Below are 15,877 nucleotides of genomic sequence, written 5' to 3'. Positions count from 1 at the left end.
GAGGCAAGAAAGACGGTCCTCGCTGTCCTCCGTTTCACTCCGGTCGCCAAAGCGATGCGTCGCCGGTCGTTCGTGTCCCCAAGATCGCCATCGAGGCCGCAATCAGGCGGTCCGAAACCAGACCAAGGAGATTTCAAATGGCAACCATCGGTACCTTCAAAAAGACTAACTCCGAGTTCGTCGGTGAGATCGCTACGCTGAACCTTCAGGCCAAGAACGTAAAAATTGTTCCCGAGACCACCTCGACCAACAACGATGCCCCCTCGCACCGCCTCTTTGCGGGCCGCGTCGAGATCGGGGCAGCGTGGACGAAAAAGTCCAACGAGGGCCGAAGCTACCTTTCAGCCAAGATCGACGATCCGAGCTTCGCCGCCCCGATTTTCGCAAATCTCTTCGATGATGAAACCGGCGCTACCGCCAGCCTCGTCTGGTCTCGCCCGAACCGCAAGCCCAGCTAGATCAACTCAGGGCCGCTCCGTCGGGGCGGCCCGAAGATCCGGCCAACGCCAATAGCACGCCTTTATCCAGCGTCCTCGTTCACAATAGCGCTCACTGTCTTCCAGAGCAGCCAAGCGTCTCCCGATGTATCGAGCGCTGTGAGAACAGCCTCAATGACTGCGTCGTGGCGCTGAGCCCCCCAAGCCATTATCGCCGGATAATGCTGCAACTTCATTTGATATCGTTCGAGTTCGCTCGGAACATCGGGCACGCCGTTCGGCAATCCTCCAGATCGTCGCTTGATGTCGGACTTGTAAACAACGCCCTCATCAAATCGAGCACCGAGTTCGCGATACCAGTCGAGCGTCGGATTGGCGATCTTCTCGAGCATTTCATTTCTTAATGGGCCGTAATTGCCACCGCGGTCGAGCAACTGCTCATGATAGGCAAAGAACATTTCGGTGAGAGCACGCAATTTCACCGAATTGTCGCGAAGTCTCCAAAGTTGTTCCAGCGTGCGGCGGCGCCCTTCGTTGAGGCGACCGGTGGTGTCTCTAATGTCTTCGGAAATTCGCATAACGGGCGAGCCGCGATCGAGGTAATGCGCCTGTAATGGCCCTGGAAGATCTTCATCTGCGTCGTCTGGATCAACCAGATGGGCTTCTGGAATATCAATGCCATGCGCACGCAACCGACCTTGGAGTATGCCGAACACCCGGCGCGCATGCTGAGCACCCTCCAGAACCAGGTCTACGGCCTCCTGCTTCAAATCGCCCTTTATGTCGTCGGGCATGAGGATATCGGGCAAGCTTTCGCCATTTCGGGTCGGTGCGAGTACCTCGAACAGCGCAATGCCAAATTCTGCAAATGGATTGGGCTTGGTCCAGCTGGCAATCGTTTCATGGGACTGATTGTTTCTGTTTCGATCCGTCATGGCAAACTCGATCTCGAGAAAGCGGGCAGCGCGGCGTGCAGTGACCGCGAGGTTCTTACGGGCACCTTCTTGGCCTGCCAGCAAATTTCTCACAGATCGCAAGCTCTGAAACACTCCACCCATAAAAGGTTCGGCATTCTCGATTGCTTTACGCGGCTGATCGTCCAGGTGCCAGGTGACCGGATCGGTGCGGAGAACGGCAGGAGCTCCAAACTTACTCGCAAAAGCAAATTTCCGCTTGAGCTTTCGTGCATTGGATTTTCCGTCATCGGTCAGATGGGAAGGATCGTGAAAACCGAATACCGTTTCGTCATGCTCCTCAGGCACGCCCTCATTCAGATCAACGTTCGTGCCGCCCAAAGGGCGGAACTTCAGGTCCTTGCGTTGTCGACCGTCCGGTGGCTCGACATGTGAGACAAGAACCGGGCCGAGTGCGCCCTTTTGTGCGAGAGCGTTTATGACATCGCTCGTAATTGGACGGTCGCGGAGTTTTGGCTGCTTGCTGCCGGGCACCATATCCCAGCCGAGGATTTCGCCAATTCGCTCTAACTGCTCGATCACACCAAAGCGACCGCGCGGTCGCGAACCAAGTTTGGCGTTCTCAGCCTTGGCCGCGGGCTCAAGCGCAAGATTCCAGTCAATCGCTGACGCGATGTAGGTGGCGAGCAGATCCGAGCTTTGCGAAAGACCCATCGTGCGCCGATGCTGGCCCATTCCCTCAAAGACCGCTGTCGCGTATTGAGCGAAGTGCTCTGCCTCGCCTCTCGCGAGGGGCGTGTTTTGAATGAGATCAGAAATATCTGTGGCATCCATGGCGCGTCCTTTTTGGCAATTTTATCGACATGGGTTTCTATTCTTCGTATTCGGCCGATGGGCTTTTATTGAATTTGCGTGCTTCTCTGAGCCTGTCTGCCAGCCTGCCAGAAGTCGACATGTGCGTGACCGTGCTATTTCCAGACCGCGCAGGCATTGGAAGCGGCTTCGGAGAAGCGCTAGGCAAGGCCTGTGAGCGGGTCGGCTTCACCTTGTTTCGGCGATACACCGCATTGACCTGACGCCAAGACAGTGGGGCCCCGTCCTTCTTGGTAATTCCCGCACGCGCAAGCGCCGCTGCAATAGATGGCCACGTGACACCCTGCGCTACGAGGCTGTCAAAGGCATCCAGGCGTTGCCGAACGACCCGTTCGAAGGGAACGTCACCCGGCCAGTCAACGAGAAGTTCGTCGTATCGTCCTGCCATAATTGCACCTTTGGTATACGAGGGGGGCGGTGCCGCCCCTCTCAAACTTACTTCCGCGCCATCGCCAGAAGGGCGGGGTGGACGATCCAGTCGCTCGAGGGCCGACCGCGCCCGGGGCGCTGCGGAGCCGGCCTTAACACTCCGCGCTGTTCGAGTTCTTCGATCGCCTCTCGCACGGCCAGCGCCTGGGTCACCGGCGAGCCGCGACCACGCATGATATCCGCACGAGCGTTGACCATCGGCTTTCCGCTACGCGCGAGAAAACGCGCCAGGGCGGCCGCGTCCGAAGGTTTCGTATCGCTGGCGGCGAATACGCGTTCCGCCATAGGCAGGATATAGGTGTCGACGATCGCGATAGCGCTCGTCATGGCGTCGGCACTCACCACATCCGGTAGGCCGGACTTCCCTTCCATCACATGCGTCGCGATCTGCAGGATACCCGCCAGGCGGAGCGCATACTGTCGCCCACGCCCCAATGCCGAGGAAAACAACTCGCTGCTGAACATCTGGTCAGTTGTCCACTTCTTGGCGGCCATCTCCAAGGGCGCCCGAGCATCGGCCGCAAGCGGCACCGCGGCCGAATACCCATGTTCGTTGGCCGCGGGCTGGATACCCTGCAAAGCTGAGAGGACGCCCGCCAAGTCGTCGATCGGACCCGGATTATCTCCGAGTGCCGCAGAGGGCACAACATCGGGATGGACCCAGAAGAAGCGCGCGGCAAAGCCATCATCGCCGTGTCGCATGAGATACGACAAGCGGCCCGGCTGCACAGCTCCCAGCACGCTTAGCAGCAGCTCCGGGATCAGCTTCCGACCTTCCGACTTTGTACTCACGACGACGGGATTTCCATCGAAGCCCTGCAGAAAAAGTCCACGCGACCTGGCCGGCTGGCTCGATGACAGATAACCGATCGCGCCCGAGAGCTCATGAGTGACCAGCATGCGCCCGGACCGGTCGGCGCTCAACTCCTCGATCAATCCCGGCCCGGTCGTTTCGGTCAGCAAGAGCCTCCCACCCCGTGGTCCCTCTCGGTAATCTTCAGGCGCTTCGAACTCCACGGCCAAACGTTCCGCAACCTTCGCACGGATTTTTACGTTGAGGCGATCGAGAGCCGCGTGGCTTGCGGCCATGGCCGCACCGCTCACGCTTGCTGTCAGATCACCGTCCAACGCGCGCAAGCGCGTCTCGACCATGCCGATCGCCTGACTCTTGCCCGTCGAAGGCGCTCCGACCAAGGCAACGTAAATGGCCAAGGGCTCAAGAGTGCCATCGAAAAGCTGAACGCGAGCACGGTTGCCAATGGCTCCGGACAAGGCCGCCAGAATGGCGAAGGCGACGAAGTCCACGACCAGGCGCCGCGCCAGCGCCAGCTTGGCAACGAGCTCTGCCAAGGGCTCGGGCAGTTTCTCGATCGGAAACACGGGAGCCGGCGCGGCGCGGCTAGGATCAAGGAAGCTCCAGTCGATTTCGACCGCCCAGCCGTCCGAGTCGACACTTTCAACTTTATTGTCGTTCATTTCCGCGATCGCAAACGGACTGATGGGCGCCTGCGCCACGGCCGGCACCGGAGACGGTGCGTCAGTCGACTGCTGCGGCAGATCGTTCTCGATCGTCGAGCTCAATTCCGTATCGGCCGCCGCTTTGCTGGCCGACTTCTTGATGGTCTTACGCATGATACATTCTTTCTCCACGCCATCCGTGGTCGAGAGCACTGGCCCAGCGCGATTCGTCGGGCCTGTCCTCTTCGTATCCGCGCAAACAATCCCGCCTCCGGGTACCCCCCCTACTTAAGCTCGTGCCGAAGGCATTTCCGGGGTTTTTCTTCTTTCTTGGACTGTAGCCGGCTGCGTCATCCCGCTCATGGCCTGCTGACAGAATTGACAAAATTGACAAAATGGAGCGCGAGCATCTCACTTTAGTCGATGTCGTCTCGGTACAGAAAGATGCCGGCCCGCATTGGGCAATTTGACAAAATTGCCAAAACTTTGGTGGGAAGCAGTAACTTCAGATGGACCAGTCAACGAATGTCAACAAAGGTAAACGTTGACGAAAGTTGATTTTTGTTGACCTCACACCTTTGCACCTGCAGGTGCCACACCTTTTGCTCTGGTTTGACTGAACATTACAGCATTTGGTCGCTGCGGTCATCTGTCCGGCCCTTTGTGTTGCAGCGTTCGATTTCTGCATGGCCTTGATGGCAGTTCGCTGATCCGGTCTCAATCACTGTGGCCTGCTCGAGGCGCATGCACAGATACGGGCTCTCCGGATCATCGGTGTCGACCCCTCGCCATTACGTCTGACGTGACGGATACCGAAGGCGACCTGCGAAGGTGTGACACGGCCCACCATGCGGTTCGGCAAATTTGTCATGTTGGCAAAAGCCGAAATGTGAACCCGGCTGCAGAGCGCCTCTCAACGGCAGCACAGCTCTCGCTGAGTGACTACAATTAGGTCCTGTTGACAAAAGGGATTCCCAAATCGCCGCGTGACTGATTCAAGGCTTCCTTTCATGGAGGCATTTTTGGCTCGTGGCGATCTGACGGATAATGAGTGGGCACTGGTGGGGGCGCTGTTGCCGTCCGAGCGCGGTCGATGGTCTCGACCCGCCCAGGACAACCGCCGCTTTCTGAATGGCATGCTTTATGTGTTGCGTGTCGGCTGCCCTTGGCGCGACATGCATGAGCGCTATGGCAAGTGGAACTCGGTCTATGTTCGGTTCCGGCGCTGGGCCGAACAAGGCGTCTGGGATGCCTTGCTGGAAACGCTGGTCGAACTCGGGCTCACCGACGACTGGCAGCACATGATCGACAGCACCACAGTGCGCGGCCACTCTCAGGCAGCGAGCGCAAAAGGGGGACTCATAAGGAGGGTTTTGGTCGAAGCCGCGGCGGCTTTACGAGCAAAATCCACGCCCGCGCAGACGGTCAGGGACGCCCTCTTGGCTTTATCCTCACAGGCGGCGAGACCTCCGACTACAAAGCGGTCGGTGACCTGATCGCCTTGCCGGTTGCCAAGCCCAGGCTCATGCTGGCTGACAAGGGCTATGACAGCGACGACGTCCGCGCCAGCCTGCTACTCAAGGGGATACTGCCGGTCATCCCGCCAAAGGCCAACCGCAAGCAGGCCATCACCTGCGACTTCCGGGCATACAAGGACCGCAACCGCGTCGAGCGCATGTTCAACAAGCTCAAGCAGTTCCGGCGTATCGCAACCAGATACGACAAGACCGCCGTCTCTTTCCTGGGCTTCCTGGCTCTCGCCGCTGCGAAGTTATGGATGCCGACTTATGTCAACAGGGCCTAGGCTACCGCGTTCGCACACAACGTGCGAGAACATATGCGAACACTTGCGTCGCCGGAAACGGTTCTGTTATTCCCCACTGCTCGAACTACTGCTTCAGCGGTCTAACTCGGAGACGCCAAACCACCAGATGTGCGAGGCAAGCAGCGCCACGCTCCTTCAAGAATTGCAGATACTTCGCAGCCTAATCATTTCTTCGCATAACGATTGGAACGGGTGGGAATGCGCAATGTTATCGACAACGGAAGGCTGACACTCTAGGGATAGGTTAAGGAGCTGGGCGGAGCGCATCATGCAAGGTGGTCGGCAAGAGACGTCGTGAGAAGTTCTGGACCAAATTCTGCCGGAGCATCGATCCTTCTTCTATGGAGCGACTGGCATTCGCCACTCCACAGTTCGTCCATCGATACGTTCGACCCCGGCCGCGGCATCGTGCTGGCCGCCTCGCCGAGGCCAGGAATGCGGACGTCGACCGTGCGGTCGCCGCGGCCAAGGCGGGATTTCCGGTCTGGCGCGACGTCGCTCCCCTGGAACGCGCACGCATTCTCAAGGAGGTCGCGCGACTGCTTAGGGCGAATGCGCGCGACCTTGCCACGATCGACGTCGCAAACTGCGGCAATCCGGTGACGGAGATGATCGCCGACGCCAATATCGTCGCAGCGCAACTCGAATTCTTCGCCGGTCTTGTGACCGAGATTAAAGGCGCGTCGATCCCGATGGGACCGCACGCGGTGAATTTCTCCATGCGTCAGCCGCTCGGCCTCATCGCGCGGATCATCGCCTTCAATCATCCTTTTATGTTCTGCACAGGCAAGATCGCCGCGCCGGTGGCTGCCGGCAATTCGGTGATCATGAAGTCGCCGGCGGAGTCAAGCCGGGCATCCCGACACGGCCAGGCGACCGACGACGACCGCCTGGCCGGCGGTTATTACCTCGAGCCCACAATCTTCGCCGACGTGACGCCGTCGATGCGGATCGCGCGCCAGGAAATATTCGGCCCCGACCTCGGCGTGCGACGTTGGGACGACGAAGCGGTGATGACCGAGCAGGTCAACGCGCTGGAATACGGCCTTACCTGCTCGATATGGCGCGCGCGAAATCAGCAAGGTGCACCGCACCGCGATGCGCGTAGAGGCTGGCTTCGTCGGGATCAACGAGGTCGCGAAGCATTTTCTCGGCGCCGCTTTCGGCGGCGTCAAGAATATGGGCATCGGCCGCGAGGAATGTCTGGACGAACTGACCACCTTTACCGTGGAGAAGAACATCCACATCGGCCTGAACGGACAACGAGAACCATGACGGCAGCTTGCCGCGACCATCCGTCGGAGAGCCCGTCGTGATCGGCGAACTGATGGCGCTCTTTTCCGCTTGCGCCTTCGCTGTGGGAAGCGTCGCCATCGCGAGAGCCGATCCGGCCGCGAGCGGGGAAGGTGGCGTGCTATTGTCGGTGCTGCTCACTGGCCTACTTTCGGCGTTGGTATGGCTGGTCGTCGGCCTGCCGCTCGAAACGGTGGCGAACGCACCAGGTATGGCGATGGTGTGGTTCTTCGCCTCGGGCATTCTCGCCACTGTCTGGGGCAGGCAGACGCTCTACAAGGCGATCCAGAATGCCGGCGTAATCCGCGTCTCGACCGTTCGCCGCCTGACGCCCTTCCTTTCGACCCTTCTCGGCTGGCTCATCCTGGATGAGACGATTGGTGGGCTGACGGGGGCGGGAATTGCCTTGCTGGCCGTCAGTTTCGCCCTGCTGGTCATCGAACGGCGCGACAGGAGCATGGCGGAAGAGACGGGCGCGAACGCGCCGCCCGACATCCCGCGCGGCTACATGTTTGGCATCATCTGCGCCGCATCCTACGCAGCTAGCTACATCGGCCGGAAATTCGGCCTCATGGCGCTGCCTGACGCATATCTCGGCGCGTTCGTCGGTTCGGTCGCCGCGCTCGGCTACTACGTCGCCGGCTGCGCCGTCAGCCCTTACTACCGCAAGGTTGTGGTCGACGCCTTGCGGCGGCCCGATCCCTGGCAGTTGCTCGCCGCCCTGTGCATCTCCGTCGGGCAGATCACCCAATTCATCGCGCTGACCTATACCGGCGTGACGCAGGTCGCCGTGATCAACTCGGTCGAGATCTATATCGCCGCCTACCTCGCCGTCGTCGTCTTCAAGACCGAGCGCATGCCGGCCCCCGGCATTCTTCTTGCGACCCTGCTGGCAACGGTCGGCGTGGTGATGGTCGCGGTCGGATAAGCAACTGTGTTGTTCAGTTTGTGTTTGGGGGCCATTGGGTTTGGTTTTTGATGATGGCATTGAGCCAGGTCATGAGCTTGTTGATCAGAGCGACAGGATGACCTTTCCGCGTGCGGCGAGCCTGTGTTTCATGGCGGCGAGACTTGGGTTGAAGCTGGCGCCGCTGAGGACGGCCATGTGGGCGACGTTGCGCACTGCGGAGCGTCCGCCCCCCGATCGTGCTGCGACCCTTGAATGCGCAGCTTTGCCGATCATAGGTGGCGACCCCGACAAGGGCGGCGATCTGGCCATGGGAGAGGCGGCCCAGTTCGGGCAGATGGGCCAAAAGTGTCCAGCTTAGGACGGGCCGACGCGGGGCACCGAGCGCAGGCGGCGGTCGATGTCGGCCATCTCGGGATCGGCGGCGACTATTTCGGCTAGGCGCGTTTCGAGCAGAACCACATCAGCTTTGATCGTGTTGATGCGTCGCGCGGCCATAAAGACCAGCATGGGTGTCAACGGCGGAGCAAAAACCGGCCATTGGGCGGCGCAAAACCAGGCCACTGGCGCTGCTGCGAGCGGGGAACGTCGGGAGGGCGTAGCCCGACCAGAGTTTTCCGCTCGCAGCGTCGGCGATCTTATTGGTGAGGGTTGGCGGTTTTTCGTGCCCGGCTTTGCGCGAGGCGATAGTTGTCGCCGTTCATCTCGAGGATGCTGACGTGGTGGGACAGTCGCAGGGCGCCTGGATCTCGGCCTTCATCGCCGTCACGCGCCCCGATCTGGTCAAGGGTCTGGTGCTGGTCGACAGCGCAAGTCTCACGCTTCCCGAGGGCGGCCTGAACCACGCGAATGTCGCGCAGCGCCATCACGAGATTTTCCTGCCCAACACCATGTTTCTCGAGGGCCTGAAACCGGATGCGGAAAGCGTGGTCCGACTGCTCCACACCATGGTTCACGACATGGCCAGTGTTCCGGACGATTTCATCGCCTACGGTATCGGCAGGGCGAAACACTGGCTTCCCATATGGGAAGATCCCTGGCGGGCATTCTGGGCCGACGGCGGTGTGAGAAACAGGCAGCAATATCTGCTTGATGGCGTCCATCTTCGCGAACACCTGCACAAGCTCAAATCCGCCCCGCTCATCATCTGGGGCAAGGACACGGTGAAGGGCATGCAGTCGGGAATCGACCTGTTCTCCTCATTGCCCGACTCGGAACTGCACATCTTCGACAAGGCCAATCACTTCCTGTGGATCGACCAGCCGGAGCGGTTCAATCGATCTGTCGGCTCGTTCCTGATCTCGCGCACCTGATCGCCGAGCCGGTCTCATCTCGCATCCAACCTCACGCGAAAGGACCTGACGGATGTCAGCTGCCACACCTTCCGAGACGGCAAGTCCCCGCCAGCCGATCCGACTGATCATTTTTTCGGCGGCCTGCGTCCTGCTGCTCGCGTCTCTCAGCCAGACGAGCATTGCCACGGCCATTCCCGTTATCGTCGCCGATCTGGGGTCCGTCGAAAGCGTCACCTGGATCATGACGGTCTATCTGCTCGCCTCCACGGTCGGCGCGCCGATTTCGGGCAAGCTGGCCGATCTTTACGGGAGCAAGCCCGTTCTTCAGGCCTGTATTCTCGTCTTTCTTGCCGGCGCGGGAATCGGCGGTCTGGCCAGCAGCATGGGGGTGCTGATCTTCGGGCGCTTCATCCAGGGTCTGGGAGGCGGGGGGCTGATCGTCGTTGCCATGACCGTAGTGGCCGATGTTCTGCGCGAACGCGATCGTGGCAAGGCACAGGGAGTTGTGGGTGCCGTCCTGGGATTTTCGACCGTCTTCGGCCCTCTTTTGGGCGGTTTTCTGACCGAGCAGTTTTCCTGGCACTGGGTGCTTTTCATCAACCTGCCGTTCGGCGTCCTGGCGTTCACCGGCATCACTTTCCTGCTGCCCAAGGGCGGCAATCACGGCCGGCAGAAAATTGACTATCCCGGGGCCATTCTGCTCGCCATCACGCTGACCGGCATCGTTCTCTTCGCGAGCCTTGGCGGCACGGCCATTCCCTGGGCATCCTGGCCGAGCGTTGCGCTGGGCGTGGTCTGCGGCTTGGGCTTTCTGGGGTTCATGTTCATCGAATCCCGGACCATTCAGCCGATTCTGCCTCTCGGCCTGTTTCGCATCAACAATTTCGTGGTGTCCAATGCCGTGCGCTTCATCATCGGCATGTCGATGTTTGGCATGATAACGTTCATCCCGCTCTACCTACAGGTCGTCAAAGGTTACAGCCCGACCGTTTCCGGCCTGCTGTTGCTGCCCCTGATGTTCGGATTCGTCGGCGGGTCCATCCTGTCCGGCATCTTCATGAGCCGGACGGGCCGCTACAGAATAGTGCCCATCCTGTCCATGCCCCTGCTGGCGGTCGGCGCGCTTCTGCTCGCAACCATCACCCCGGACACGAATGTGTGGATCCTGGGCCTCTATCTTTTGACGGTGGGCATCTGGATCGGCCCGGTCAACAGCATCGGCGTCGCCGCGATCCAGAATGCCGTTCCCGCGGGGGCGCTCGGCGTCGCGACGGCGAGCTCCCAGATGTTCCGCATGATCGGCGGTTCCGTCGGGGTCTCCATCTTCGGCGCGATTTTTGCCGCCGGGCTGTCGAGCCGGCTCCCCGGCGGCCTGCTGAACGATACGGGAAACACGGGTTTGCGCGCAATGTCGCCCCAGCTCATCTCCGAGCTTCCTCCGTCCTTGCGGGATACGGTCCTGGATGCGTTCACCGGTGCTCTCCATCCCATCTTTCTCTGTACGGCCGTTGCTGCCGTGCTGGCCTTTTGCCTGTCCATCATCCTCAAGGAAATCCCGCTCCCGGTCGATCGCCGGCGTGATCCAGACGCATATAATGGAAACGTGAAATGAAGATTCTCAGGTTCAACGACGATCAGATCGGTGTGCTCAATGCAAAAGCGGAAGTGGTCGATGTCAGCGATCTCGTCCCCATGCGCAGCGTCCGCGGTCCGCAGGGCGCTCTCGACTTCCTGATCGCGAATTTTCAGGAGCTGAAACCGGAAATCGAGAATCTGCTCGCCAGGGCGCCCGGCCAGACCCTTTCCGACGTGAAACTTCTTGCGCCGCTTCATCACCCCTCGAAAGGTCTCTCGGCGTTCGCGAACTACGTGACATTCTCGGGTTCACGAAGGACCGCCTGCCGAACGAGTTCTTCCACAAGAGCAACGATCTGGTTGGGTCGGGTGGAAGGACCACATTGCCGGACATTGACGACGTCGTGGTCTTCCACGCTGAAGCGGAGCTTGCCTTCGTTATCGGCAGCGAGGTCCAGGATGTCTCTGCCGGAGATGCAATGGGCAAGGTTTTCGGATTCGTTCCGTTCTTCGACATCTCGGCGCGAGGATTGCATCGCAGGGGACAGTTCATCCCCAAGGGTCAGCGCGGATTTGCGCTGTGCGGACCCTGGATCACGACCGCTGACGAAATTCACGACCCGCACGAGCTTCGGGTGCGCTCGTGGCTGAACGGCGTGATCGCCCAGGATTTCTCGACGAATACCATGGCAAATCGAATCCCCGAGCAGATCGAATGGCTCTCCCGGTTCACCACGCTTCACGCCGGGGACCTCGTCACGACCGGCACCAACCATGAAGGGCTCAAGCCCATAAACGTGGGAGACAGCCTCGAGATCGAAATTGAGGGGCTGGGGCGCGCACGGTTCGGGGTCGACGGCAGCAGCCCCCACAAAACCGCGGCGTTCGTTCCGGGGCAGACAAGCGTGAAGCCGCTGGAAAAAGGAATGCTGATCAGCCGGGTCGATTGAGGCCCGTGGCGTCTACGGCGCGAATATCGATAAATCGCGCCGTGGGGAAATGGATGCGGGGAAATGCCCCGCATCGTTCTCCGGAGGCTTATTCTCCAGCTATCCAGGTACGATTGTACTCTTCAACGCGCCACCCGTCTTCCTCCATGAAGCGGGCTTCGCCAAGATCGAGCTCGGCAGCGACGGCATTCAGGGCCTCCGGCGACGTGTCCGGCCACTCGCCCGTTTCCAGCCGCTCCATCATGACCTCGACAAGAGCGGTGGTTTCGGACGCCTCGAAGCCGCAATGGTCGGTGAACTTGAGCAGCGACTGACGGTAGAGATCGGTCGTGCCCTTCTCTTCCACGAGCGCTTGATAGCCCTGCATCAGGCTATAGGGAATCGAGTTGTCGCCCAGGCTGTGCACGCGGATCGTAGGCACCTGCAGGTCCCCGTCCGCTGTTCTTCCGGGCTGGCTCCAGTAATCGAGCGCATAGTCGGACGCTGCGATGCGGGGCGCGGAATTGATGCGCTCGATGTCCTCGCCGATATCGAGGCCCGCCTCGGCATAAAGATGTTCGACAAGCTCCTTCATGATCGGCGATGCCGTATCGTAGAAGGCTGCGTAATCGATGCCCTCATTGCCTGAAAGCTGCTGGCCCGAGGCGGCATTCTCGAACATCACGCGCGATTGGCCGCCGACGGTGCCGGTAAGCCGCAATGCCGAAGGCACCAGTTGATCGGACAGTGCTTCGGAGGTGAGCGGATCGGGGAACGGCTGATCCGCAGCCTCCCAGGGGGACCATTGGCCGATCGCGAAGGCAAGGGCGAGGCGCGCCCGTCCCTCGGGAGTCTCTCCCAATGTCTCCACCGCGCTGCGCCATGAGGCCTGGATGTCGCCGATCGTCCTGCCGTCGGAGCCGGCGCCGTTCGGCATGTTGACGATGCGAAGGTCGCTCGCGGAGCCCAGGCCGGCTTCCTCATACGCGTCCGCGAGGAGCGTCTGCATGGCAAACCAGCCATCGAGGTAGCTGTTCATGATCCACACCGGTATATGCGCCGACAGAACGACCGCACCGTCTATGCGATCGGAGAAATCCTCGGCGGCGGCGAGACTGACGAATCCGGCTCCTGAGCAGCCGAACGCCAGCACCCACTCGGGATCGTACTGCTCCTCGAAAATCGTTTGAACGGCTTCGAGGTTATGTATTTCCCGCTGCGGATCATACTGCCACGGGCGCATGGGATGGCGCGCCAGACCCGCGAAGGCATAACCTCTGCTCAGCAGATCCGTAAAGCGCTCCGTCTGCGAATTCGCCGCATAGTCGAGATCGCGCAGGAGCACGCCGTTCCAGTCGGTGGGCACGCTGATCAGCCAGGCCGTGCCGTCGGGCAGGGTGCCGCTTATCTCTTCGATTTTCTGTGCTTGCGCCACTGGACTGGCGGCAAGCATTGCCAGCAACGCGAACGCCGCGGTGCCGCTCTTCAGATATTTGCGATAGCTCTTCTCAAGCGTGTCAAAGGTCACCTTATCTTCCTCCTGAACGAGCCAAACGCCCCGCCGGAGGGGTAAAACGTTTAGCTTCCTAACAAATCAAGACTACTTTTCAAAAGATAGTCTGTCAATGACAGTTCTCGTTCTGTATTTTTGAATGGGGGGAGTTCGTGTATAAATATATGTAGGAATCTTCATAGTATTTTGCAAAAATATATGGTTCCGGATGAGAGAATTACATCCTCTTTTCCAGATTGCATGCCGTGTCATGCGATGGCGGGGCCAGGGTTGCCTTGATATCCCCGGTTGTTGGGTGTCAATAATCGAAGCCTAAAACAGGCGTCGTTATAGCTTTTTCCGATCCATCATTCAGCGGTCCGTGCATACTGGGCTTCGAGGGCGAGGCGATGATGCCAAACTGTCCGGGGAACGCCTCGTCCCAATGCGTCCCCTGGTGGAACGGGAGCGGAGGCCGCAACGGGGTCTCCCGAAATACGGCCTCGCCAATGCGCAATCCTTCCGCTGCGGACCTTAGCGTTGTGAAATCGTGCGCTCCTGGTGCGCGGGATCTGTGGCCAGTTTCCCTGTCCGTCGCCATATGCCCAGCGCGATCGCGAGAACGGTCACCGGTATGGAAAGGAAAAGGTAGGGAGAGAGCGCCGCCGCAGCGGCCGCCAGAATCACCACCCGCACAATTGGCTTCAATTCGACTTCCAGAGCAAGCGCCAGAAGAGTCGTGGCCACGATGCCGCCCAACGCGGCAACACCGATTTCCAAGGCACTGCCCTGGGCCAGCAAGGCTTCGTTCCATACGAAGAAGAACGGGAGAATGAACCCGATGGCGGCCAGCTTCACCGACGTGACGGCAATCTTCATTGGGTCTTCATCCGCGATTGCGGATGCGGTGTATGCTGCCACCGCGATAGGCGGCGTCAGGGCGGAGAGCAGGGCGAAGTAGAGCAGGAACATGTTGGAGGCCAGCAGGGGCAGCCCGACGACCGTGAACGCCGGACCGACGAGCACGGCCGCAAGAATATAGGCGCTGGGCGTGGGCATCCCCAGTCCCAGAAGAATCGCGATGCCGGCGGCGAGCAACAGGACGACGAAGGGGCCCGAACCCGACAGCATCAGGACAAGGCTCGACGTCTTGAGGGCAAGGCCGGTCATCGTCAGCCCGCCAATGATCAATCCCGCTGCGGCGCAGGCGCCGGCCACCGGCAACATGCGGATGGTCGCCTCGCCCAGCCCCTCCAGCATCTTGCGCGGCGTCATCCGGGTCCGCTTGGTCAGCAGGGACGCGACAACCAGGGCAACCGTGCCGTAAACGGCGACGTAGGTGGGCGTATAGCCCATCAGCAGGGCTACGGTGATCACCACGAGCGGTATGACGAACACCCATCCCGTCTTCAGGGTCTCCTGCACCGGGTCGACGTCCTTGACGCCTTGCAGTCCCTGGCGAACGGCACGGAAATGCACCTGCAAATAGACGCCGATATAATAAAGGATCGCCGGAATCAGCGCCGCGAGCACGACGTTCCGATAATCGATGCCGGTATACTCGGCCAGGATGAATGCGGCCGATCCCATGACGGGCGGCATGGCGGCTCCACCCGTCGAGGCCGCGACCTCGACAGCGCCCGCGAAACGCGGGGAGTATCCGAGCCGCTTCATGATCGGAATGGTGATGGATCCCGTGGTCGCCACATCCGAAGTCGGACTGCCCGAGATCATTCCGTACATGCCGGACGATATGACGGCGATCTTGGCCGGGCCTCCGGGCGAGCGGCCCGTGAGCGCCGCTGCGAGCTGGAACATGAATTCGGCGCCTCCCGCATGAGACAGGACCGAACCGAACATCACGAACAAGAAGACGTAGCTGGCTGCCACCTGGATGGGTACGCCGAATACGCCGTCGGTGGTGTACATCAGAACGTCGACAAAGGAACCGAAGTCGATGAACCCATGGCCGAGCGGGGGCGGGATCAGGTGTCCCCAAAGGTTGTAGGCAAGGAAAATGAGCAGGACGATCGTAAGCCCGATGCCGGTTGTCCGCCTGGCCGCCTCGATGGTCAGGGCAAGCAGGAGCGTGCCGAAGAAGAGCTGGTCGCCGGGCAGTGGCCGGAGGAGCGTGATATGATTGGCCAGGTCAGCCCTGATCGTAAAGAAGTAGATGCCGCACGCGACGCTCGCACCGCTCAGGACCCAATCGGCAATGCCGATCCGGTCCGTTGATGTCGAGGTCGGACCGACCGTCAAAAACAGCAGGGCATAAATGCCGCAGACGAACAGAATGCCGATCAGCAGCGCATCGGGCAGCGCAAAGATGTTGGCATATACAACGCCGACGGCAAAAATCGCGGCAGCAACGGTCAAGGTTTGACGCGGCACGCCGTCGAAAGATCGACGGCGGCCGGTTCCGACGAGTTTGGCCAAGGCCATTTACCCAC

The 15,877-nt window shown here is 60.3% G+C and carries 12 protein-coding genes and 2 pseudogenes; 8 read left to right on the top strand and 6 right to left on the bottom strand.

The genetic code is table 11. The annotated features are described in order from the left end of the window. The first annotated feature begins 137 nt into the window (after positions 1-137). On the top strand, positions 138-458 hold the full coding sequence (locus tag V6617_RS14785; RefSeq protein ID WP_220305758.1) for a DUF736 domain-containing protein: 321 nt from the start codon (positions 138-140) through the stop codon (positions 456-458). Between the two features lie 62 nt (positions 459-520). Here V6617_RS14785 and V6617_RS14780 read toward each other — a convergent pair whose 3' ends face one another. Both V6617_RS14780 and V6617_RS14775 read right to left on the bottom strand, forming a co-directional pair. Next, the gene (locus V6617_RS14780; protein WP_220305757.1) at positions 521-2,185 is read right to left on the bottom strand and encodes a hypothetical protein; all 1,665 of its coding nucleotides are present in this window, start codon (positions 2,183-2,185) and stop codon (positions 521-523) included. Between the two features lie 474 nt (positions 2,186-2,659). Beyond that, entirely contained in the window at positions 2,660-4,285 is a 1,626-nt protein-coding gene (locus V6617_RS14775) for a DUF3987 domain-containing protein (protein WP_220305755.1), read from the bottom strand. 848 nt (positions 4,286-5,133) lie between these two features. Between V6617_RS14775 and V6617_RS14765 the strand changes: the two are divergent. From V6617_RS14765 to V6617_RS14745, 4 genes and pseudogenes are all read left to right on the top strand, one after another. Continuing rightward, positions 5,134-5,915: pseudogene (locus V6617_RS14765) on the top strand (IS5 family transposase). Between the two features lie 296 nt (positions 5,916-6,211). Then, positions 6,212-7,252: an aldehyde dehydrogenase family protein gene (locus V6617_RS19025; RefSeq protein WP_421952992.1), complete on the top strand. Its 1,041-nt coding sequence runs from the start codon at positions 6,212-6,214 to the stop codon at positions 7,250-7,252. After that, positions 7,249-8,157: an EamA family transporter gene (locus V6617_RS14750; protein ID WP_220305754.1), complete on the top strand. Its 909-nt coding sequence runs from the start codon at positions 7,249-7,251 to the stop codon at positions 8,155-8,157. The genes V6617_RS19025 and V6617_RS14750 overlap by 4 nt, the downstream gene beginning before the upstream one ends. Positions 8,158-8,254: 97 nt before the next feature. Further along, a complete protein-coding gene (locus V6617_RS14745) occupies positions 8,255-8,497 on the top strand; it encodes a hypothetical protein (protein WP_309207454.1) in 243 nt (80 codons plus the stop codon). Here V6617_RS14745 and V6617_RS14740 read toward each other — a convergent pair. Together V6617_RS14740 and V6617_RS14735 are read right to left on the bottom strand one after the other, a co-directional pair. Then, complete coding sequence (locus tag V6617_RS14740; protein ID WP_220305753.1) at positions 8,494-8,646, bottom strand: hypothetical protein; 153 nt, start codon at positions 8,644-8,646, stop codon at positions 8,494-8,496. The two genes, V6617_RS14745 and V6617_RS14740, sit on opposite strands and share 4 nt — an antisense overlap. Before the next feature lie 128 nt (positions 8,647-8,774). Further along, positions 8,775-8,879, bottom strand: a pseudogene (locus V6617_RS14735) (ATP-binding protein); the annotation flags it as partial. Here V6617_RS14735 and V6617_RS14730 point away from each other — a divergent pair. The 3 genes from V6617_RS14730 to V6617_RS14720 all read left to right on the top strand — a co-directional run bounded on the left by V6617_RS14730 (position 8,856) and on the right by V6617_RS14720 (position 11,956). After that, the gene (locus tag V6617_RS14730; RefSeq protein ID WP_220305752.1) at positions 8,856-9,449 is read left to right on the top strand and encodes an alpha/beta fold hydrolase; all 594 of its coding nucleotides are present in this window, start codon (positions 8,856-8,858) and stop codon (positions 9,447-9,449) included. The pseudogene V6617_RS14735 and the gene V6617_RS14730 overlap by 24 nt on opposite strands. 52 nt (positions 9,450-9,501) lie before the next feature. Then, positions 9,502-11,043 (top strand): MFS transporter, encoded by a 1,542-nt coding sequence (locus tag V6617_RS14725; RefSeq protein ID WP_220305751.1) that lies wholly within the window; start codon positions 9,502-9,504, stop codon positions 11,041-11,043. A gap of 262 nt (positions 11,044-11,305) precedes the next feature. After that, positions 11,306-11,956 (top strand): fumarylacetoacetate hydrolase family protein, encoded by a 651-nt coding sequence (locus V6617_RS14720; RefSeq protein WP_220307389.1) that lies wholly within the window; start codon positions 11,306-11,308, stop codon positions 11,954-11,956. A gap of 88 nt (positions 11,957-12,044) precedes the next feature. Here V6617_RS14720 and V6617_RS14715 read toward each other — a convergent pair whose 3' ends face one another. Further along, entirely contained in the window at positions 12,045-13,463 is a 1,419-nt protein-coding gene (locus tag V6617_RS14715) for a hypothetical protein (protein ID WP_240549621.1), read from the bottom strand. Between the two features lie 498 nt (positions 13,464-13,961). After that, the gene (locus V6617_RS14710; protein ID WP_220305750.1) at positions 13,962-15,869 is read right to left on the bottom strand and encodes a TRAP transporter permease; all 1,908 of its coding nucleotides are present in this window, start codon (positions 15,867-15,869) and stop codon (positions 13,962-13,964) included. Positions 15,870-15,877: the final 8 nt, after the last annotated feature.

The organism is Pelagibacterium nitratireducens (assembly GCF_037044555.1).
Classification (GTDB): Bacteria; Pseudomonadota; Alphaproteobacteria; order Rhizobiales; family Devosiaceae; genus Pelagibacterium; species Pelagibacterium nitratireducens.
The sequence above is the reverse complement of the archived record's forward strand: the minus strand, read 5'-3'. Positions and strand labels throughout refer to the sequence as shown.